Annotated in this window: 16 protein-coding genes and 2 pseudogenes; 9 read left to right on the top strand and 9 right to left on the bottom strand. The window is 63.4% G+C overall.

What is annotated here, in order from left to right; translation table 11 throughout:
- Positions 1-80: 80 nt before the first annotated feature.
- From GYH29_RS09110 to GYH29_RS09095, 4 genes and pseudogenes are all read right to left on the bottom strand, one after another.
- A complete protein-coding gene (locus GYH29_RS09110; RefSeq protein ID WP_019099882.1) occupies positions 81-341 on the bottom strand; it encodes a hypothetical protein in 261 nt (86 codons plus the stop codon).
- A gap of 542 nt (positions 342-883) precedes the next feature.
- Positions 884-1,269, bottom strand: a pseudogene (locus GYH29_RS09105) (transposase); the annotation flags it as partial.
- A gap of 217 nt (positions 1,270-1,486) precedes the next feature.
- Positions 1,487-1,987: a YajQ family cyclic di-GMP-binding protein gene (locus GYH29_RS09100; RefSeq protein WP_019099884.1), complete on the bottom strand. Its 501-nt coding sequence runs from the start codon at positions 1,985-1,987 to the stop codon at positions 1,487-1,489.
- A gap of 55 nt (positions 1,988-2,042) precedes the next feature.
- Positions 2,043-2,915: a MurR/RpiR family transcriptional regulator gene (locus GYH29_RS09095; RefSeq protein WP_019099885.1), complete on the bottom strand. Its 873-nt coding sequence runs from the start codon at positions 2,913-2,915 to the stop codon at positions 2,043-2,045.
- 297 nt (positions 2,916-3,212) lie between these two features.
- On the opposite strand from GYH29_RS09095, the gene GYH29_RS09090 reads away from it, so the two are divergent.
- The 6 genes from GYH29_RS09090 (at position 3,213) to GYH29_RS09065 (ending at position 10,279) form a co-directional block, all read left to right on the top strand.
- Complete coding sequence (locus tag GYH29_RS09090) at positions 3,213-4,583, top strand: glutamine synthetase family protein (protein ID WP_107732363.1); 1,371 nt, start codon at positions 3,213-3,215, stop codon at positions 4,581-4,583.
- Positions 4,584-5,969: an aldehyde dehydrogenase family protein gene (locus GYH29_RS09085; RefSeq protein WP_161523570.1), complete on the top strand. Its 1,386-nt coding sequence runs from the start codon at positions 4,584-4,586 to the stop codon at positions 5,967-5,969. It begins immediately after the preceding gene.
- 4 nt (positions 5,970-5,973) lie between these two features.
- Positions 5,974-7,134 (top strand): iron-containing alcohol dehydrogenase, encoded by a 1,161-nt coding sequence (locus GYH29_RS09080; protein ID WP_081574002.1) that lies wholly within the window; start codon positions 5,974-5,976, stop codon positions 7,132-7,134.
- The gene (locus tag GYH29_RS09075) at positions 7,134-7,844 is read left to right on the top strand and encodes a gamma-glutamyl-gamma-aminobutyrate hydrolase family protein (protein WP_161523569.1); all 711 of its coding nucleotides are present in this window, start codon (positions 7,134-7,136) and stop codon (positions 7,842-7,844) included. Before GYH29_RS09080 ends, GYH29_RS09075 begins: the two co-directional genes overlap by 1 nt.
- Before the next feature lie 159 nt (positions 7,845-8,003).
- A complete protein-coding gene (locus GYH29_RS09070) occupies positions 8,004-9,542 on the top strand; it encodes an amino acid permease (RefSeq protein WP_198001656.1) in 1,539 nt (512 codons plus the stop codon).
- Positions 9,543-9,643: 101 nt separating this feature from the next.
- On the top strand, positions 9,644-10,279 hold the full coding sequence (locus GYH29_RS09065) for a LysE family translocator (protein ID WP_118267165.1): 636 nt from the start codon (positions 9,644-9,646) through the stop codon (positions 10,277-10,279).
- A 220-nt stretch (positions 10,280-10,499) separates the two neighbouring features.
- Here GYH29_RS09065 and GYH29_RS09060 read toward each other — a convergent pair whose 3' ends face one another.
- The 5 genes from GYH29_RS09060 to GYH29_RS09040 form a co-directional block, all read right to left on the bottom strand.
- Positions 10,500-10,703: a DUF2788 domain-containing protein gene (locus GYH29_RS09060; RefSeq protein ID WP_019099892.1), complete on the bottom strand. Its 204-nt coding sequence runs from the start codon at positions 10,701-10,703 to the stop codon at positions 10,500-10,502.
- Between the two features lie 116 nt (positions 10,704-10,819).
- Positions 10,820-11,704 (bottom strand): DMT family transporter, encoded by an 885-nt coding sequence (locus GYH29_RS09055; RefSeq protein WP_043592144.1) that lies wholly within the window; start codon positions 11,702-11,704, stop codon positions 10,820-10,822.
- 58 nt (positions 11,705-11,762) lie between these two features.
- Entirely contained in the window at positions 11,763-12,989 is a 1,227-nt protein-coding gene (locus GYH29_RS09050; RefSeq protein WP_081556203.1) for an argininosuccinate synthase, read from the bottom strand.
- Between the two features lie 97 nt (positions 12,990-13,086).
- The gene (gene argF, locus GYH29_RS09045; RefSeq protein WP_161523568.1) at positions 13,087-14,010 is read right to left on the bottom strand and encodes an ornithine carbamoyltransferase; all 924 of its coding nucleotides are present in this window, start codon (positions 14,008-14,010) and stop codon (positions 13,087-13,089) included.
- A gap of 192 nt (positions 14,011-14,202) precedes the next feature.
- Positions 14,203-16,161: an aminotransferase class I/II-fold pyridoxal phosphate-dependent enzyme gene (locus GYH29_RS09040; RefSeq protein WP_039755757.1), complete on the bottom strand. Its 1,959-nt coding sequence runs from the start codon at positions 16,159-16,161 to the stop codon at positions 14,203-14,205.
- A 213-nt stretch (positions 16,162-16,374) separates the two neighbouring features.
- Here GYH29_RS09040 and dinG point away from each other — a divergent pair, with 213 nt between their 5' ends.
- From dinG to GYH29_RS09025, 3 genes and pseudogenes are all read left to right on the top strand, one after another.
- Positions 16,375-18,501: an ATP-dependent DNA helicase DinG gene (gene dinG / locus GYH29_RS09035; protein WP_161523567.1), complete on the top strand. Its 2,127-nt coding sequence runs from the start codon at positions 16,375-16,377 to the stop codon at positions 18,499-18,501.
- 126 nt (positions 18,502-18,627) lie between these two features.
- A pseudogene (locus GYH29_RS09030) lies at positions 18,628-18,912 on the top strand (DUF3579 domain-containing protein); the annotation flags it as partial.
- Between the two features lie 212 nt (positions 18,913-19,124).
- Positions 19,125-20,294, top strand: a complete 1,170-nt coding sequence (locus GYH29_RS09025; protein ID WP_161523566.1) for a porin — start codon at positions 19,125-19,127, stop codon at positions 20,292-20,294.
- The last annotated feature ends 20 nt before the right edge of the window (positions 20,295-20,314 follow it).

The raw sequence follows: 20,314 nt of genomic DNA, 5'->3' as shown, positions 1-20,314 counted from the left end.
GTTTCCGGGCTTCGCCTGCTCCGGCGCCGCCCCGTTTCACCCTGGCCGCGAGATTGCAAGACCCGCGGAGCGCATCCCTCTCACCCCTCATCGCTCAAAGCCGTGGCCGCCTCCTCGCGAACATTGTCCAGCATGCCGTGGTAGTCCTCCATCGCCCAACGCACCAAGCGGCACAAACCGGCAATGGGCTCGCCGTCCTCAGAGCCCAAGCTCACGCACAAGCGCTCCGCCGCCTCCACGGCGGGGATCACCAAGTCCAAAGCCTCCAGCCCCAGCTGGCTGGCGTCCAGCACGCGGCCCAGCAGCTGCCGACGCTCGTCTACCTCGCATAGGGCGTTCATAGCCGCGCCTCCTGTAGCCAGGACAGCGGATCAAGGGAAATAGAGGGGGAAAAGAGAAAAAGGAAGAATCGCATCGCGGCCTCCAAGTCGTTTCCTGAGAGAAGGCCCGCTCGTGCAGCAGGTTTGAGCAGGCACGTGACAAGGTTGGAAGACCGGTTCGTTTGACCAAAGACCGGTAGCCAGTTAAGGCTCCCTGCCACGGCCCGCCCGGAATGGGCATGCGTGGCGGCAGACGTGGAAGTGCCAAAGCGGACACCTCCTGTCTGCGGTCAAAACGATTTTGGGCTTCCAAACCCGGCGCGGCGTGATTGGGCGCAGCGCGAGCCACAGGGTACTGAGCCGGGCAAGCAGCGTCAAGGCGCGGGCGTCTCGGGCGGAAAGAAAGCCAAACGGCGTGCATCCCATGCGGGAGCACGCCGTTTCCACAGCCATCAATCAGACGGACGGAAGGATTTTCGCCGACCTGCTGCACTCGGCCGCGAGAGCCGGCGGCGCTGAAACCCTTGCTAGAGCCATCGGCCTCAGCGCGTGGCGCGGCCTGAACCGGCACGAGCGACCTGCAGCAAGCGACACATGCTCGTCAGTGGCCAGGCATGCCGATGTTCATTCATGAAGCGGTACTTTACTCGGACTCCCTGGCAAAGTACCGCGCGGCTTTTTTTAGAATATCTCGCTCTTCTTCCGTGCGACGCAATTGGGCCTTAAGGCGAAGGATTTCGCTCTTGGCTTCGATCAGTTCAGCAGCTTGCTTCTCAGAGTTGTCCGGGTAACGGCTTTAACCCAGTTGTACAGGCTATGGCCAGGAACCAAGCCGAGCAGAAACCTCGACCACGGAGTAGCCACGCTCGGTGACTTGTTTGACGGCATCCTCTTTGAATTCTGGGGTGAAACGGGTGTGCTCACGGACATCCCGCCATGCCAAAATCATAAGACGGGAATGCCTACAGGAGCCGGGGCAGTCTAGGGCAGGATTGCCAACAGAAGCGGGGACAGTCCACCTATTCAAAGTCTGCTGCGCTTCGGCAATACGGCGTTAAAAACAAGCTCAAAATGCTCATGTACCACTCGACCATTCCGCTTTTTCGCTCGTTTCGCCTTGTCTCGCTCTTGCTCACGAGACTTTGAACAGGCACTAACAACAGCGTTCAGTCGCGGAAGTTGTTGAATTGCAGCGGAAAGCCGTTTTCCTTGTCGTCGGCGATTTCCTTGCGCATCAGCGCAATGCACTCCTGCAGCACGTCGCGCTTGGCGCCGGACACGCGCACCGCCTCGCCCTGGATGCTAGCCTGCACCTTGAGCTTGGCGTCCTTGATCAGCTTGACAATCTTCTTGGCCAGGTCGGACTCCAGCCCTTCCTTCACCGTCAGCACTTTCTTCACCTTGTTGCCGCTGACTTTTTCCAGCTTGCCGTACTCCATGCAGCGCACGTCCACGCCGCGCTTGGACAGCTTGTTCACCAGGATGTCGTTGACCTGGTCCAGTTGGAACTCGGCGTCGGCGTACAAGGTCAGCTCCTTGTCGCCGGTTTCGATGCGGGCGTCGCTGCCCTTGAAATCGTAACGGGTGGACACCTCTTTATTGGCTTGCTCCACGGCGTTGCGCACTTCCACCTTGTTCACTTCGGACACGATATCGAAAGACGGCATGAAATATTCCTAATAATGCTTGATGACGACATTTTAGAGGCTGACCTCGCCCTTGTCACTCGACCGCCCCCTCCTCGCCTTCGCCCAGCCGCGCCCGCATCGCTTCCACCTCCTTGAGCCGGCCGCTGATGCGGTCCCAATGCCGCGCGTTCAAGGCGGCGATCACCGCGTCCACCAACATCATCAACGGCGTGTTGCTGTCCCAGCCGGCCGGGCCGGCCGTGTGCGCCGCCAGCGTGTAGCGCGCCACCCGCGCCACCGGCGACAGCCATTGGTCTGTGAACAGCAGCACGCTGGTCTTGCGCTGCGCCGCCATTTCCGCGATGCGCAGCGCGTCGTCCCAATAACGTCGGATGTCGAAGATCACCAGCACGTCGTGCCGTCCCATATCCACCAGCGAATCCGCCCAACTCGCCGGCACGCCGCGCAAATGCACCACGTCCGGCCGCACCACTTTCAGGTGATGGCAAAGATAAGCCGCCAGCGGATCGGTCAGCCGCCCGCCCAGCAACCAGATCCGGTGCTTGCGTTCGCCCAGCAGGTCCACCGCGCAGTCGAACTCGGCGCGCGGCACCTGAGCAGCGGTCTGGCGCATCAAATCGGCGATGCGCTCCGCGTGACTGGCCAGAAAATCGTGATCGCCCTGCAGTTGCCCCGGGTCGTGGCGCATTAACGGCGATTGCAGCCGCAGCTCCAGTTCGGCGCGCAAGGCCCCCTGAAAAGCGGCGTAATTGTCGAAGCCCAGCTTGCCGATCAGGCGCAGCACCGTCGGCCCGCTAACGTCGGCGCGCTGCGCCCATTGCGCGATGGTTTCCAGCCCCGCCACCGGGTAGTTGGCCAGCAGTGCCCGCCCCACCTTGCGTTCGGTGGGGGTCAGCGCTTCGAACAGCGCGCGGACTTGCTCCGCGATCGAACGGCTTTGGCTCATTCTGTTGTCCCTTTGGCGATGCCGGCGTTTGCCGTGCCGCGCAGCATAACAGCGCCGGTATAAAAACGGCATTGTGTCATTGTGCCCACACTGCCGGTCCCATTCTAATATTTATTACAAATTTGGCTTGATTCATTTTTTTTTAACGAATAATACTACCCAAACAACATGGCGACGACAAAAAGCAGCCCATAAGGCAGCGATAAACCACCGCCAAAACAGACAGTTGCAAGCCAGACGATGAACGCTCGGCCGGTATCGGGGAAGTCAGACCGCGGCAATCAGGGAGAGACAGCGATGGAAGCACGCGACGTAAAGACAATCGCGGATTTGAAGGTTTTGATCGAAGAACGCCGCCTGAGTCAGATCAAGGTGGGCCTGGTGGACATGGACGGGGTGATGTGCGGCAAATACATGTCGCGCGACAAATTCCTGTGCGCGCTGGAAGGCGGCTTCGGTTTCTGCGACGTGGTGTTCGGCTGGGACGTGGGCGACAAGCTGTACGACAACACCCTGCTCACCGGCTGGGGCCGCGGCTACGGCGACGCCGAGGTGCGGCTGATTCCTGAATCCTGCCGCGACCTTCCACTGGAAGGCGATATGATCTTCGTCCAGGGCGAGGTGGTGGGCCGGCTGGAAAGCCTCTGTCCGCGCGGCCTGCTGCGCCGGGTATTGGAGCGCGCGCGCGCCATGGGCTTCGACGTGCTGGCCGGCTTCGAGTACGAGTTTCTGGCGGTGGACGAAGACAACGAGGCGCTGCAACAGCGTCTCTATCAGCACCCCAAGCCGTTGGGCAGCGGCGCCTTCGGCTACTCCATCCTGCGCAGCTCGGTGAACACCGACTTCTACCGCGCCTTGCTGGATCTGTGCGAGCGGATGCAGATGCCCATCGAAGGCCTGCACGAGGAGACCGGCCCCGGCGCGCTGGAAGCCGCGCTGTGCGTGGACAACGCCCTGCGCGCCGCCGACAACGCCGTCTGTTTCAAGACCTTCTCCAAGGTGCTGGCGGAAAAACAGGGCCGCATGCTCTGCTATATGGCCAAGTGGCACCAGGAGCAATCCGGCCAGGGCGGCCATATCCACATCTCGCTGCGCCGCCGCGACGGCGGCGACAGCGCCTTCCATCAACCGGGACGCGAACACGCGATCAGCGACGCGATGCGTCATTTCATCGGCGGCATCCAGCGGTTGATGCCGGAGTTCATGAGTCTGGCCGCGCCCACGGTCAATAGTTTCCGCCGGCTGGTGCCCGGTTACTGGGCACCCACCAGCTCGCTGTGGGGCGTGGACAACCGCACTGTGGCCATCCGGGCGATTCCCGGCAGCGCCAAGTCGCAACGCGTCGAATACCGGCTGCCGGGCGCCGACAGCAACCCCTATCTGGCGCTGGCCAGCGGCCTGGCCGCCGGCCTCTACGGCATCGAACACCGTATTGAGCCTGAAGAACCTGTCAGCGCCAACGGCTATCTGCTGGATGCCCCGCCCCATTTGAAACTTCACCGCACCTTGTGGGAGGCCGCCCAGGCGCTGCGCGCCTCCAGCGCCGCCCGCGACTGGTTCGGCGACGATTTTGTCGACCACTTCGCCGCCACCCGCGAGTGGGAAGAACGCGAGTTCCAGCGCCACGTCACCGACTGGGAATTGAAACGCTACTTCGAGATCATTTAAATGAGCGCAAACTACTCCGTCATCACCCCGCTGGACGGCTCCATGCTGTTACAGCGCAGCTATACCAGCCCGGTCCAGACCCAGGCCGCGCTGGACGCCGCCCGCGCCGCCCAGGCCGGCTGGCGCGCCACCCCGCTAGCCGAACGCAAGGCCTTGATCAACCGGGCGGTGGACTGGCTGAACGCCCACAAGAGCGACTGCGCCGACGCCATCACCCGCCAGATCGGCCGCCCCATCCGCCAGTCCCCTGGCGAAATCGGCGGCCTGACCGAGCGCGCCCGCCATATGCTGGATATCGCAGAGGAAGCGTTGGCCGATCTCCACCCCGCGCCCAAGCCCGGCTTTGAGCGTTGGCTGCGCCGCGAACCGCTGGGCACCGTGCTGGTGCTGGCGCCATGGAACTACCCCTTCCTCACCGCCGTCAACACCATCGCGCCGGCGCTGGCCGCCGGCAACTGCGTGCTGCTCAAGCACTCCTCGCAAACCCCCTTGATCGCCGACCTATTCCGCCAGGCGTGCGCCGCCGCCGGTCTGCCCATCGGCGTGTTCCAGACCCTGGAACTGGACCATGCCGCCACCTTGAAACTGACGGCCGCGCCGGAGATCGACTTCGTCGCCTTCACCGGCTCGGTGAGCGGCGGCCGCGCGGTGCAGCGGGCGGCCGCCGAGCGCTTCATCGGCGTCGGCCTGGAACTGGGCGGCAAGGATCCGGCCTATGTGCGCACCGACGCCGACCTGCCGGCGGCGATAGAAAATCTGGTGGACGGCGCCTTTTTCAACTCCGGCCAGTCCTGCTGCGGCATCGAACGCATCTATGTGCAACGCGGCCGCTACCGCGACTTCGTCGACGGCTTCGTCGAGCTGACCCGGACCTATCGCTTCGGCCATCCGCTGGACCCGGACACCAATCTGGGACCGATGGTGCGCGCCGGCGCCGCCGACTTCGTCCGCGGACAGATCCAGGCCGCGCTGACCGCCGGCGCGCGCGCCTTGATTCCGGCCGGTCATTTCGCCGCCGACGTGCCCGGCAGCGCCTATCTGGCCCCGCAGGTGCTGGTGGACGTGAATCACTCCATGAGCGTGATGCGCGAGGAGAGCTTCGGCCCGGTCATCGGCATCATGGCGGTGGATTCCGACGAAGAAGCGCTGCGACTGATGAACGACAGCGCCTACGGCCTGACCGCCTCGATCTGGACCGCGGACCGCGACGCCGCCGTCCATCTCGGTCAGCAATTGGAAACCGGCACCGTGTTCATGAACCGCTGCGACTATCTGGACCCGGCGCTGGCCTGGACCGGGGTCAAGGACACTGGCCGCGGCGTCTCCCTGTCCACGCTGGGCTATCAGCAGCTGACCCGGGTCAAATCCTTCCATATCAAGGGGTAAGGCGATGCAATTGCAAGGCAACTGGAACTATCCGACCAGCATCCGCTTCGGCGCCGGCCGCGCCGCCGAACTGCCGGCGCTGTGCCGCGAACTGGGCATGCGCCGCCCGCTGCTGGTCACCGACCCTGGCCTCGCCAGGCTGCCGATGCTGGCGCGGCTGCAAGCCCTGCTGAGCGACGCCGGCCTGGAGACGGCGCTGTTCAGCGATATGCGCCCCAACCCGGTGGGCCGCGACGTAGACGCCGGTGTCGCCGCCTTCCGCGACGGTCGCCACGACGGCGTGGTCGCCGTCGGCGGCGGCAGCGCGCTGGACGTGGGCAAGGCCATCGCTCTGATGTCCGGGCAAAAACGCCCGCTGTGGGACTTCGAGGACGTGGGCGACAACTGGCTGCGCGTCGATCCCGCCGGGGTCGCGCCCACGCTGGCGGTGCCCACCACCGCCGGCACCGGCTCCGAGGTGGGCCGCGCGTCCCTGATCATCGACGAAGCCGCCCACCGCAAGGTCATCATCTTCCACCCCGCCATGTTGCCCAAGCTGGTGTTGGCGGACCCGGAACTGACCGTCGGCCTGCCGCCGGCGCTGACCGCCGCCACCGGCGTCGACGCACTGGTGCACAATCTGGAAGCCTTCTGCTCGCCGTTCTACCACCCCATCGCCCAGGGCGTGGCGCTGGAAGGCATGCGACTGGCGCACGACTGGCTGCCGGCGGCCCACGCCGACGGCGGCAATCTGGAAGCGCGCGCCCAGATGCTGTCCTGTTCCATCATGGGTGCCACCGCCTTCCAGAAAGGCCTGGGCGGCGTGCACGCGCTGGCGCATCCCATCGGCGCGGTGTTCGACACCCACCACGGCCTGGCCAACGCCGTGCTGCTGCCCTATGTGCTGGTGCGCAACCGGCCGGCGATAGCCGAACGGCTGGCCGCCGCCGCCCGCTATCTGGGCCTGGCCGACGCCGACTTCGACGGTTTCCTGGCCTGGGTGCTTCAATTGCGCGCCGGCCTGGGCATTCCTCACACCCTGGCGGAGATCGGCATCGGCGCGGACGCCGCCGCCGACATCGGCCGCATGGCCAAGGCCGACCCCAGCGACGGCGGCAACCCGCTGCCGCTGTCCGCCGACGACTATCGCGCGATCTTCCTCGCCGCGCAGCAAGGCAGGCTGTGATGAGGCGCCCGCTGATCGGCCTGACCACCTACCCCGCCGCGCCCGAGCACGGCTATCACACGCCGCTGGAATACGTGGCGGCGGTGGTGCGCGCCGGCGGCGCGCCGGTGCAGTTGCCGGCGCTGGGCCCCGACATGGTGGACAGCTGGCTGGACAAGCTGGACGGCGTGGTGCTGATCGGCGGCGGCGACATCGACCCTGCCCGCTTCGACGGCGGCGGCCATCCCACCATTTACAACCTCAGCCCGGAGCGCGACGCCACCGAAACCGCGCTGGCGCGCGCGCTGCTGCAACGCAAGCTGCCGACGCTGGCGATCTGCCGCGGCCTGCAAATCCTCAACACCGTGCTGGGCGGCAGCCTGCACCTGCACCTGCCGGACGTGGTGGGCGAGGCCGTGCCCCATCGCGCGCCGCCGCGCGCGCCAACCCCTCACCCGGTGCGCGTCGCCGCCGATTCCTGCCTGGCGGGCCTGATCGGCACCGAAGCCCTCCCCCAGTCCTGGCACCACCAGGCGATAGATCGCCCCGGCCAGGGGGTGGTGCCGGTGGCCTGGGCGCCGGACGGTGTGATCGAGGCGATAGAAATCGCCGGTTTCCCCCAGCTGATCGCGGTGCAATGGCACCCCGAACTCTCCGCCGAGCGCGATGACGGCCAGCAAAGGCTGTTCGACGCGCTGGTCACCATGAGCGGCAGTCCGCCGCCCGGCTGAGCAAGGCCGCGCCTCGCCTCGCCTCAGATTCAGATATAGACACGAAGCCCGGATCACCGGGCCAGAACCCGGCCGGCTTCCGCCGCCGTTCGGGCGTCGGCGCGTACCCGCGCCTTGGCGGAACAACAGCAGCAAACAGACAAATGAGAGAGGAACATCATGGAACCAGTTCGGCATGAATCCGCGCCCGTGGGCGAGGATGAGAAACTGTTGCACAGCATGGGTTACGCTCAGGAGTTGTCCCGGCGCATGAGCGGCTTTTCCAACTTCGCCATCTCCTTTTCCATCATCTGCGTGCTGGCCGGCGGCATCACCGCCTTCCCGGCCGGACTCAGCGCCGGCGGCGGGGCGGCCATCGGCATAGGCTGGCCGGTGGGCGCGCTGTTCGCCGCCATCGTCGCCGCGGCGATGGCCCAAATCGCCTCCGCCTACCCCACCGCTGGCGGGCTCTACCATTGGGCATCCATCCTGGGCGGCAAGGGCCTGGGCTGGACCACCGCCTGGATCAATCTGCTGGGGCTGATCTTCGTCACCGCCGCGGTCAACTTCGGCGTTTATGATCCCTTCTTCAAAACCCTGGTCGCGCCGCTGCTGGGCCTGAATCCGGAACAGCTGGGCTGGGGCCATCAGACCCTCTTCCTCGCCGTGGTGGCACTGAGCCAGGCCTGGCTCAATCACCTGGGCATCAAGCTCACCACCCGGCTGACCGATCTGTCCGGCTATCTGATCTTCGTCGTCACCCTGGCCTTGGTGGTGTCGCTGCTGATCTACGCGCCCGGACCGCTAGACTTTTCCCGGCTGTGGACCTTCCACAACTTCAGCGGCGCCGACGGCGGCGCCTGGCCGCGGATGGACAATGGCGTGATGGTGTTCCTGGCCGGCTTGCTGCTCACCGTCTACACCCTGACCGGCTACGACGCCTCCGCTCACACCTCGGAGGAGACCCGCGAGGCGGCGCGCAACGTGCCCAAGGGCATCTTGCGCTCGGTGTTGTGGTCCGGCCTGTTCGGCTACCTGATGATCTGCGCCTTCGTGCTGGTGCTACCGGACCTGGGCGCTGGGGTCAAGGCCGGCATGGGCTTTTTCGACCTGCTACTGAGCGCGCTGCCGCCGGCCTTGAAAGCGGCACTGGGCATAGGCATCTTCCTGGTCAACTATCTGTGCGGCCTGGCCTGCCTGACCTCTACCTCGCGCATGATGTACGCCTTCGCCCGCGACGGCGGCTTGCCGGCCTCGCGCTGGCTACGCCAAGTGCATCCACAGCACCGCACGCCAGGCCCGGCGATCTGGGTCAGCGCCGTGCTCGCCATCGCCGCCACCTTGTACGGCGACGCCTTCCTGGTGCTGTCCACCGGCGCCGCGGTGTTTCTATACATTTCCTACATTTTGCCCTCCGCCGCCGGCCTGTTCGCCGAGGGCCGCAGCTGGACCCACAAGGGGCCGTTCGATCTGGGCCGGGCATCCAAACCCATCGCCGCGCTGGCCACGCTGGGCGGCGCGGTGTTGGTCTTCGTCGGCATCCAGCCGCCGAATGAAAAGGTCCTGTACCTGACCATCGCGCTGCTGCTGGTACTGGCCTTGTTCTGGTTCGCCTTAGGCGTGCGCAAGCAGTTCAAGGGGCCGCCCACCGGCCAGCGCATCCAGGGCCATCAGGCGCATATCCGCGAAATCGAAAGCGCGCTGGACGAGGCTGGCTGAACGCGCGGTCAGAACGGGAGGCCGGCGCTGCCGGATAAAGCGCTTGTCTCCCGACGGCAAATGCGGAATCATCCGGACACGAACCACCGCCAGAGAAACCCATGCTCGTCACCCCGGAACAATTGCTCGCCTTCACCGCCGCCGCCATGCTGATCACGCTGTCGCCCGGCCCGGACAATCTGATGGTGCTAAGCCAGGGCATTGCCCGCGGCCGCCGCCAGGGCGTGGCTTTCGGCCTGGGTTGCGCGCTAGGCTGCCTGAACCACACGGTGCTGGCCGCGCTTGGCGTCAGCGCGCTGATCGCCGCCTCGCCGCTGGCCTTCACCCTGCTGAAGTTCGCCGGCGGCGGCTACCTGATCTATCTGGGCTGGCAGGCGCTGCGCAGCCCCGGCGCCAACTTCCGGGCCTCCGCCGGTCAGGACTCCGCGCCCTTGGCCACCACCTTCCGCAAAGGCTTGATCGCCAATGCGATCAACCCCAAGGTGGTGTTGTTCTTCCTCGCCTTCCTGCCGCAATTCGTCAATCCGGCTCAAGGCCCTGCCGGGCTGCAAATCGCCGTGCTCGGCCTGGTCTTCACGCTGCAAGGCGCGTTGATTTTCGGCTGCCTCGGCTATTTCTCCGGCGCCATCGGCCAATGGCTGGCCAAGAGCCGCCGCGCCAGCCAGTGGCTGGACCGCGCCGCCGGCAGCGTGTTCATCGCGCTGGGCCTGAAGCTGATACTGGACCGCGGCCACTAGCGGCCCACACGTTTTCCGTAGGCGATAAAAAAGCCGGCAAGTAAGCTTGCCGGCTGTTCGCGGTATCGCGAGCCTTAGAACGTGTTTACGATCTCGCGAGCCAGAGCGAGACAAGGCGAAAACCGCTGAGAAAGCGGAATGTACAGAGGGTACATGAGCATTTCGAAGTAGTACTCACCGTGCCACGTTTCACAAAGCACAGCAGATCGTAAACAGGTTCTTACTTCTGGATCAGGAACTCCACCAACACATTCTTGAACAGGAAGCCGGACACGCCGAAGCCCAGCACCAGGAACAGGATGAACATGCCCATCTTGCCGGCCTGAGCCTTCTTGCCCAGGTCCCAGATGATGAAGCCCATGAAAATGATCAGGCCACCCAGGCACACGATCATCGAGATATTGGTGAATTGTTCTTCCGACACTTGTTGTCCTTTGCGTCCACAGCCGATCACGGTCCGGCGGGGTCCTGGCGATGCCGCCCCGCCTAGCGGCTAATAAGATACTCGCCATCGCCCGCCGGCTCAATGCCCGCGCGCGGCTATCGACGCCAGCGCAGCCGCTGCAGCACCAGGGCGACGCCCAGCGCGGCCAACAGCATACCCACCACCGCCAGCAGGCTCAGCTGTTCGTCAAACAGCCACCAGGCCTGCACCGCAGCCAGGCCCGGCGTCAGATAGAAATAGCTGGCCACCTTGCTGACCTCGCCGTCCTTCAGCATGCGCATCAACAGCAAGATGGCCAGCACCGACAGCGCCAGCACGCTCCAGCCCAGGGCCAGCGCCAGTTGCGCGTTCCAATGGATGGCGTCGCCGCGCTCCAGGCCCAGGGCCAAAACGCCGGTGATCAGGAAAGCCGCCAGATATTGGTGGAAAGCGCCGGTCAGCGGGTTCACCCCCTGGCCGAAGCGCTTCTGGTACAAGGTGCCGGCGGTGATTGCGCACAAGGCCAGCACCGTCAGCCACAGGCCGGGATTGGCGCCGAGCTGCAAGCCCTTGCCGCCCAACACCACCAGCAGCGCGCCGCCAAAGCCTATCGCCAGGCCCAGCCACTGCATCCGGCTCAGCCGCTGCTCGCCCATCAACCAGCTCAACACCGCGGTCAGTATTGGTTGCAGGCCGACGATGAGCGCGGTGATGCCGGCCGGCACCGCCAGCTTGATGCCGGCGAAGCTGGCGCCCAGATAGAGGCCGTGCAGCATGGCGCCACATGCCCATTGGTGCTTGGCCGCTGCCAGACCGGGCCAGGCGGGACGGAAGCAGGCAATCAGCGCGCCGAAGCACAGCAGGGTCAGCCCCATCCGTATCGCCAAAAAGGTGAACGGGCCGATGAAAGGCAGGCCTAACTTGGCGCCGATGAAGCCGGTGCTCCACAACAGCACAAAGGCCCAAGGAATCCAGGCGTTGGATCGATTATTGGTTTCCATGTCGAATTTTCATTAAAAAAAGCCCCCAGCGGGGGCTTTTCGGACCAAGCACGGAGCTTTAGCCGCGTTTCAGTTTGGCGTTGCCGGCAATCCGCATCCGCAGCGCGTTCAGGCGGATGAAGCCTGCCGCATCGGCGTGGTTGTAGGCGCCGCCGTCTTCATCGAAGGTGGCGATGGTGGGATCGAACAAGGAATCGGTCTTGGATTCGCGGCCCACCACGATCACATTGCCCTTATATAGTTTCAGCCGCACCCAGCCGTTGACCGTGGCCTGGGAGGCGTCGATCATGCCTTGCAGCATCTGACGTTCCGGGCTCCACCAGTAGCCGGTGTAGACCAGCTGGGCGTACTTGGGCATCAATTCGTCCTTCAGATGCGCCACTTCGCGGTCCAGGGTGATGGATTCGATCGCACGGTGCGCCTTCAGCATGATGCTGCCGCCCGGGGTTTCGTAGCAGCCGCGGGACTTCATGCCCACGTAACGGTTTTCCACGATGTCCAGCCGGCCGATGCCGTGCTTGCCGCCCAGGCGGTTCAGCTCAGTCAACACCTGGGCCGGACTCATCGCCACGCCGTTGATGGCGGTGATGTCGCCCTTCTCATAGCTGAGCTCGATGTATTCGGCCTGATCCGGCGCGTTCTCCGGGCTTACCGTCCACAGCCACATATCTTCTTCCGGCTCCGCCGCCGGATCTTCCAGCACCGTGCCTTCGTAGGAGATGTGCAGCAGGTTGGCGTCCATCGAGTACGGGCTGCCGCCGCCCTTCTTCTTGCTGATGTCGATGCCGTGGGTTTCGGCGTAAGTCAGCAGTTTTTCCCGCGAGAGCAAGTCCCATTCGCGCCACGGCGCGATCACCTTGACGTCCGGCTTCAGCGCGTAATAACCCAGTTCGAAACGCACTTGGTCGTTGCCCTTGCCGGTGGCGCCGTGCGACACCGCATCGGCGCCCACCTGATTGGCGATCTCAATCTGGCGCTTGGCGATCAGCGGCCGCGCAATCGAGGTGCCCAGCAGGTATTCGCCTTCGTAGATGGCGTTAGCGCGGAACATCGGGAACACGAAGTCGCGGACAAACTCCTCGCGCAGATCGTCGATGAAAATGTTTTCCGGCTTGATGCCCAGCGACACCGCCTTTTTGCGCGCCGGCTCCACCTCTTCGCCCTGGCCGATGTCGGCGGTGAAAGTCACCACCTCGCACTGATAGGTGTCTTGCAGCCACTTGAGAATCACCGAAGTATCCAGACCACCGGAGTACGCCAATACCACTTTCTTGATGTCAGACATTTTGTATTCTTTCAAATCCATTGATTACCGGATTCGGCCCGCGCTGCGCGGTCTCGCCGAATCGTTCGAACGGCGGGCGCTCGCCCGCATCGTGAGTTCAGTCGTAACACTGGCCCAGCAGCAGGAACTCGATCAGCGCCTTCTGCACGTGCATGCGGTTTTCCGCCTCGTCCCAAACCACGCTCTGCGGCCCATCTATCACCGCCGCGGCCACTTCCTCGCCGCGATGCGCCGGCAAACAGTGCATGAACAACGCGTCCGGCTTGGCCAGCTTCATTAGCTCCGGCGTCACCTGATATTCGCGGAAGGCCTCCAGGCGCGCCTCTTTCTCCGCCTCGAAACCCATGCTGGTGAACACATCGGTGGTCACCAAATCCGCGCCGGACACCGCGTGGCTGGCGCTATGGCTGGGTTCGAAATGCTCGGGGCCGTAGTGCTGACCATCCAAAGCCTTGAGTTCGAAGCCCACCGGCGTGGCCACCTTGAGTTTGAAACCCAGGATTTTGGCCGCCTGCAGCCAGGTGCGGCAGACATTGTTGCCGTCGCCTATCCAGGCCACGGTTTTCCCCTTTATCGAGCCGCGCTGCTCGATGAAGGTAAAGATGTCAGCCAGGATCTGGCACGGGTGGTACTCGTTGGTCAGGCCGTTGATCACCGGCACCTTGGAGTGCGCGGCCAGACGCTGCACCAGCGCCTGCTCGTAGGTGCGGATCATGATGATGTCGCTCATCCGGGACAGCACGCGGGCGGTATCCTCGATGGGCTCGCCGCGGCCCATCTGCGAGCTTTGCGAATCCAGGAACATCGCGTGGCCGCCCAGTTGCGCCATGCCCGCCTCGAAAGACACGCGGGTACGGGTGGAATTCTTCTCGAACACCATGGACATCACCTTGCCGACGAGCGGCTGGTACAACTGGCCGTCGCTACGTCGTCGCTTCAGGACCTTGCTGCGCTCAAAGAGGTGGCGATATTCCTCGTGGGTCAGGTCGCTGAATTGCAGGTAATGCCTAGGGGACGTCATGGTGCTCCATTTCAAAAAAAAAGCCACCGCGCGTTCGACACCGTTTCAGTGTCCTTCATGCGCGATGGCACATTACTACACGCTGGTCTCAAGTCATTCACAGGCGTCGCAAACATGTCTACGCAAAGCGCATGATTTACATAATTGCGACAAGAGTTATATTTATCGGAAATCAGCCTGTCTGACAAGCATTCATTTGAACAAGGCGCGTCCCGGCAGTTGCGCCAGCTCCCCTTCCTTGAGCACCCGCAGCAAAAACTCCCCGCCGTCCTCGGCCAAACCGTGCATTTCTATGGATTTCTGGGTTTTTTGCAGTCGCGCCAAATAGGCGAGGATGGTGTCGTCTATCACCTGACCGGGCACCAACACCGGAATGCCGGGAGGATACGGCACAATCTGGTCGCAGCAGACGCGCCCAACCAGCGCCGCGTTGGGACGGCCGTCGTCGTCCAGCAGCGGCAGTCGCTCGCCGGCCTCGTAGAAAGCGTCGCGCGGCAAGCTGGCCAGCCGGGAAAACCGCGGTATCTCCGGCATCCGCCCCAGCGGCCGCGGCGGGCGCTTTTCCTTGGCCAGGCGCAGCATCGCGTCATATAGCCGCGATACCTTGCTGCGGGTGGTGCCCAGGGTCAGCAGCAGCGTGATGGTGCTGAACGTGGATTTCTCCACTTGGATGTTGTAGCGCTCGAACAGCGCCTGCTGCAGCTCGTCCGCCGTGAAGCCGGACTGAGTGATGTCCACGGTCAGCTTGGTGGGGTCCAGTTGGATGCCGTCCTCGCGCACCTCCTCCGGCAGCAAATCCGACAGCTCCAGCACCCGGAAGGCGCCGGTGGAGTTGATCTTGTCGCGCAGCTCCTGCGCCAGCTTCAGCGTGCGATCCAGCAGCCGGTAACCTTCCATCACCGCCTGCTTGCGCGCCACGTCCAGGCTGGCGATCAGGTTGTACTGCGGGCTGGTCGACGCATGCATATTGAAGTTTTCCCGGAACAGGTGGGCGTCGAAGCCGGGATCGTTGACGTGAATCATGCTGGCCTGGGAGAACGCGGACAGCACCTTGTGCGTGCTCTGAGTCACATAGTCGGCTCCGGATTCCAGCGCCGTAGGCCGAAACGCCGGATGAAAGCGGGCGAAGCCGTACCAGGCTTCGTCTACGATGACCTTGATGCCCTGCTCGTGCGCGGCCTCGATGATGGGCTTCAGGTCGTAGCGCAGGCCGTCGTAGGTGCAGGAAGTCAGAATCAGCACCCGCGCGTCGGGATTGGCGTCGATGGCGGCGAAGATGGTTTCCTTGGGCACCGGGCCGAAAATGCCGAACTGCTTGTTGATGGAGGAATCCAGATACACCGGCAGCGCGCCGGACAGGATCACGCCGTGGTGTACCGATTTGTGACAGTTTCGGTCCAACAGCAACTTGTCGCCGGGCGCCAGCAGGGTCTGAAAGATCACCTTGTTGGAGGTGGAGGTGCCGTTAGTGGCGAAGTAAGTGCGCTTGGCGCCGAAGGCCTTGGCCGCCAGCATCTGCGCCTCCTCGATCACGCCGGTCGGGTGCAGCAGCGAATCCAGCATCGGCACCGACACCGACAGATCGGCGCGCAGCATGCTTTCACCGACGAAATCATGAAAATCGCCCACCCAGGGGCTGCCTTTCAAGGAATCGCCGCCGGAATGCCCGGGCGTGTGCCAGGAATCCTTGGCCATGCGCACGTATTGCTTGAGTTTGTCGTAGAACGGCGTCGCCGACTTCTCCGCCAGCTCCGCGGACAGAATGCGGAACCAGCCGTGAAAATCCAGCTCGTCGCGATAGAAATAACCGTCCACCGCGTGGCTGGCCAGGTCCTCCACCAACGCGCGCTCGTCATCGTCGAACAACAAAACGTAGAGTGAAATTTCCGGACGGAAGGCGCTGATGCGGTTGGCCAATTGGGCCGCCGGCTGGCTGACGCCCTTTTCCTGCAACTGCTTGTCCACCAGCACTACCTGAACGTCGCCATCGCGGGCGATCAAATCCAGCGCGTCCTGACTGCGCGCAACGCCGACGAAGGTCAGACCGTAAGGGTTTTCCAGCCGGACCGCGGCGGCGCCCAGTCCGGCCAGCACATCGGCCTGCCATTTGGCGTCGTCGCTGACCACCAGCACTCGGCTAACGGGTGTCATGATTGGGTTTCTCCTGTTGATGTTGCTTTGCGCTGTTATTAATGGATTTGTCTGTCTGACTCGCTCGCGCACTCGCTTGTTTTTATATTCGCCTATCCTATCCATATCGGTGCGTCGGCGTCATTTTGCAGTCGCACATCAGGGTTTCCCCATATTCAACGCAAGCTCGGCGCGGCCAGACAAGGCCGCCCCCCTTGCGGTACAATCGCCGCCATGCTGACCCCTGCTGAAAAAGACGCCATTCGCGACCATTACCGGACCATAGCCGACAACCTGCCGGGCTTTCGCCCGCGCGCCGCGCAACGCCGAATGCTGGCGGAAATCGCCAATGCGCTGTCGCGCAGCAAGGACAAGGAAGGCGACGACTGGCCGGAACGCGCCGGCGAAAGCATCGCCGTGATCGAAGGCCCCACCGGCGTTGGCAAGAGCCTGGCCTACTTGCTGGCCGGCGGCGTGATGGCCAAATCCCGCGCCAAAAAGCTGGTGGTCACCAGCGCCACCGTCGCCCTGCAGGAACAACTGGTCAACCGCGACCTGCCCTTCGTCGTAGAGAACAGCGGCCTGCCGCTGACTTTCGCCTTGGCCAAGGGCCGCGGCCGCTATCTGTGCCCGCAGCGCATCTTCGCGCTGACCGCCGAGAACGCCCAGGGCCAACTGCTGGACCTGGACCCGACGCTGGCGCTGTGGGACCGCAAACCGGAAGCCGGCGAAATCGAAACCCTGCGCCAGTTGGCCGACGCCTTCTACTACCGCCGCTGGAACGGCGACCGCGACGCCTGGGACAGCGTGATCGATGACAGCCTGTGGTCACGCGTCACCAACGACCGCCACGGCTGCCTGAAAGCCGCCTGTCCCAACCGGCCGGAATGCCCGTTCTACCTGGCGCGCGATGTGCTGGAAAACGTGGACGTGGTGGTGGCCAATCACGACCTGATGCTGGCCGACGTGTCCATGGGCGGCGGCGTGATCCTGCCGGCGCCGGAAGAAAGTTACTACTGTATCGACGAGGCGCACCACCTGGCCAAAAAGGCGGTCAACCAATTTTCCGCCGAACATTCCTTGGCTCAAGCCATGTCCTGGCTGGACAAAGTGGCCGCAGCCGCCATCCGCGTGGAAGCGCTGACCAATAAGGTGGAAATTGTCAGCCAGGCGATAGAAGCCGCCAGCGCCTGCAGCGAAACCTTGACCGAATGGCTGTGGCTGCTGGAAGGCGAAGACGCGCTGGCCGCCTCCAGCGACAATCTGGAACCCACCTGGCTGATAGAAGACGGCGCGTTGCCGGAGCGCTTCCAGGGCCCCACCGCCAATATGGCCACCTCGGCGCGCTCCCTGTTCAAGCAACTGAGCCTGCTCTCCGACGCGCTGGGCGAGGCGCGCAAGGACAAGGGCGGCGAGGCGGCGCAAGTCGACAAGACCGCTTCCGACCTAGGCTTTCTCACCGCGCGCGCCGAGCAGTTGCTGGCGGTGTGGGAGTTGTTTGAGAAGGAAACCGAGCCCACCAGCCCGCCTATCGCCAAATGGATTACCCGCCGCGCCGAAGGCAAAGGCGACTACCTGTTCTCCGCGTCGCCGGTCAGCGCCGCCGCCAGCCTGGCCGCCACGCTGTGGCGCCGCGCCGCCGGCGCCATACTGACCTCGGCCACGCTGCGCTCGCTGGGCGAATTCGAACTGCTGCTGTCGCAGACCGGCCTGAAGTGGATGCCGGAAGTCAGCTGCGTGGCGCTGGACTCCCCGTTCAATTTCGACGAGCAAGGCGAGCTATATCTGCCGCCGATGCTGGCCAGCCCCAAGGACGCCGGCGGCCATACCCGCGAAATCGTGGAATGGCTGCCCAAGCTGATCGATGTGAAAGAACCGGTCGGCACCCTGGTGCTGTTCTCCTCCCGCAAACAGATGCAGGAAGTCGCCGCCGGCCTGCCGGCCGCGCTGCGCGAGCGGCTGCTGATTCAGGGCGAAATCCCCAAAAGCCTGCTGATAGAACAACACCATCAGCGGCTGAAACAGAGCGAACCCAGCGTGATCTTCGGCCTGGACTCCTTCTCCGAAGGACTGGACCTGCCCGGCGAAAGCTGCGTGCACGTGATTATTGCCAAACTGCCGTTCGCGATGCCCGACGATCCGGTAGGCAAAACCCTGTCTCGCTGGATAGAGAAACGCGGCGGCAACCCCTTCATCGAGATCACAGTGCCGGAAGCTTCGATCAAGCTGGTGCAGGCTGTCGGCCGCCTGATTCGCACCGAGCGCGATTACGGCCGCGTCACCATTTTGGACAACCGGCTGCAAAAACAAAGCTACGGCAAGCGGCTGCTCGCCTCGCTGCCGCCATTCAAGCGCATCTGATTTTCGGGTAAAATACTAAATATTCAGCAACAAACAAAACGCCTGAACATAAAACGCCAAGCGCAAATCGCTTAGCAGACGATAAAAAACAGGCTAAACCAAAAGCAAACACTCCGGTCCACCGCCATGATCTGCAATCCATACGAAATAGTCATCCAGGGCATCACTTCCGAAGGGCGCACCTTTCGCCCCAGCGACTGGGCCGAACGCCTGGCCGGCATTCTAGCCTCCTTCGACGACCAAAAGCTGCACTATCACGCCCATGTCCGCCCGATGATGCTGGACGGCGTGCGCTGTGTGGCGGTGGATAAGAAACTGGAAAAAATCAGCCCGCAGGTGTTTTGCTTTCTGATGGACTTCGCCAAGGACAACGACCTGCGCATCGTCGATTGCCGCACCCTGCTGGACGAGGTCTACCCCAATCAATTCTTGGCGTAATTGCAACACTACCCCTGTCCGAATTGTCTTGATGCAACAACATTGCAACACCCACGTCATATTTTGTGGCTAAACTAATACAAGTGTTGTGGCGATACCGCACTTATCTACCTATAGATATTGCAGGTCCGTCAGCTTCGGCACCTGACTTTTAGTAAAGCAAAAACTGACTTGGAGCATTCAAGATGCAAAAGAAAAATCTGGCAGCCCTGCTTGCCGCAATGTTCGCCTTGCCCGTTGTCGCCCACGCTGACGTAACCATCTACGGTTTCCTGAGCGGCGGCATCGAATCGTCCAAAGCCACCGGCTCCGGCGGTTCCGAGTACAGCAGCCGCACCCGCATCGTCGATCACAACTCCCGCATCGGCTTCAAGGGCTTTGAAGACATCGGCGGCGGCACCAAGGCAATCTGGCAGGTGGAAAACAGCCTGCGCAACTTCGAACAAGGCGGCACCGACGACAAAGGTCAGACCGCGACCTTCGCCACCCGCAACACCTTTATCGGTCTCGACAACGGCGACTTCGGCCGCGTGCTGCTGGGTCGGTATGACTCCGCCTACAAGATGTTCACCGGCAGCGGCAACAGCGCGCTGGGCACCGACCTGATGGTCAATACCACTGCCGACAACTTCGGCAGCAGTTCGGTCAACAGCCGCGGCGAAGCGCGTATGGCTAACTCGGTTCACTACTTCTCCCCGAGCTGGGCCGGCTTCAAGCTGGGCGCGTCTTGGGGCGTGGACGAGAGCCGCGTGTCCGGCAACGACTCCAAACGCATCTCCCTGGGCCTGGGCTACACCTGGCAAGGCCTGAACCTGGCCGCCGCCTGGGATCGCCAGTACGATACCGCCGTTATCGCCAATACCAACTCGTACAACAACTCCAGCCCTGCGGTCCTGTCGCTGAACTCCGGCAAGAACGTCACCTTCTACGGCCTGGCCGCCAGCTATAAGTTCGACACCGGCACCTTCGTCGGCGGCAACTACGAGTGGGGTACTTACGACCAGGTAGGCGGCGGCCAAGTTAAGCAAGACGACTGGCTGATCGCTCTGGGCCAGGACTTCGGCGCGGCCTCGGTCAAGCTGTCCTACGGCCAGTTGGGCACCTTGAAAAATGTCGGCGCCGGCGTCAACGGCGACGACTTCAAGGCCAAGCAGTGGACTCTGGGCGGCACTTACAACCTGTCCAAGACCACCCAGGTGCTGGCTTACTACACCAAGATCAGCAACAACGCCAAAGCCAAGGCCAACTTCGCCAACAACCCGGTATACGATAGCAACCTGGGCGCCAGCAACGCTTCGTTGACCGCCGGCAACGACCCGCAAGCCTTCGGCGTGGGCTTCAAGATCGCTTTCTGATCCTGAACGACTGCCGTTCC

Origin of the sequence: Chromobacterium haemolyticum (assembly GCF_009936155.1) — a bacterium.
Lineage (GTDB): Bacteria > Pseudomonadota > Gammaproteobacteria > Burkholderiales > Chromobacteriaceae > Chromobacterium > Chromobacterium haemolyticum.
The sequence above is the reverse complement of the archived record's forward strand: the minus strand, read 5'-3'. Positions and strand labels throughout refer to the sequence as shown.

Bases quoted from the DNA above. Each gene is read 5' to 3' on its own strand.
- GYH29_RS09025 (WP_161523566.1), top strand. From the start codon at position 19,125: ATGCAAAAGAAAAATCTGGCAGCCCTGCTTGCCGCAATGTTCGCCTTG.
- GYH29_RS09050 (WP_081556203.1), bottom strand. From the start codon at position 12,989: ATGTCTGACATCAAGAAAGTGGTATTGGCGTACTCCGGTGGTCTGGAT.
- GYH29_RS09065 (WP_118267165.1), top strand. From the start codon at position 9,644: ATGCTCGTCACCCCGGAACAATTGCTCGCCTTCACCGCCGCCGCCATG.
- GYH29_RS09100 (WP_019099884.1), bottom strand. From the start codon at position 1,987: ATGCCGTCTTTCGATATCGTGTCCGAAGTGAACAAGGTGGAAGTGCGC.
- GYH29_RS09085 (WP_161523570.1), top strand. From the start codon at position 4,584: ATGAGCGCAAACTACTCCGTCATCACCCCGCTGGACGGCTCCATGCTG.
- GYH29_RS09055 (WP_043592144.1), bottom strand. From the start codon at position 11,704: ATGGAAACCAATAATCGATCCAACGCCTGGATTCCTTGGGCCTTTGTG.
- argF (WP_161523568.1), bottom strand. From the start codon at position 14,010: ATGACGTCCCCTAGGCATTACCTGCAATTCAGCGACCTGACCCACGAG.
- dinG (WP_161523567.1), top strand. From the start codon at position 16,375: ATGCTGACCCCTGCTGAAAAAGACGCCATTCGCGACCATTACCGGACC.
- GYH29_RS09040 (WP_039755757.1), bottom strand. From the start codon at position 16,161: ATGACACCCGTTAGCCGAGTGCTGGTGGTCAGCGACGACGCCAAATGG.
- GYH29_RS09095 (WP_019099885.1), bottom strand. From the start codon at position 2,915: ATGAGCCAAAGCCGTTCGATCGCGGAGCAAGTCCGCGCGCTGTTCGAA.
- GYH29_RS09075 (WP_161523569.1), top strand. From the start codon at position 7,134: ATGAGGCGCCCGCTGATCGGCCTGACCACCTACCCCGCCGCGCCCGAG.
- GYH29_RS09080 (WP_081574002.1), top strand. From the start codon at position 5,974: ATGCAATTGCAAGGCAACTGGAACTATCCGACCAGCATCCGCTTCGGC.
- GYH29_RS09070 (WP_198001656.1), top strand. From the start codon at position 8,004: ATGGAACCAGTTCGGCATGAATCCGCGCCCGTGGGCGAGGATGAGAAA.
- GYH29_RS09110 (WP_019099882.1), bottom strand. From the start codon at position 341: ATGAACGCCCTATGCGAGGTAGACGAGCGTCGGCAGCTGCTGGGCCGC.
- GYH29_RS09090 (WP_107732363.1), top strand. From the start codon at position 3,213: ATGGAAGCACGCGACGTAAAGACAATCGCGGATTTGAAGGTTTTGATC.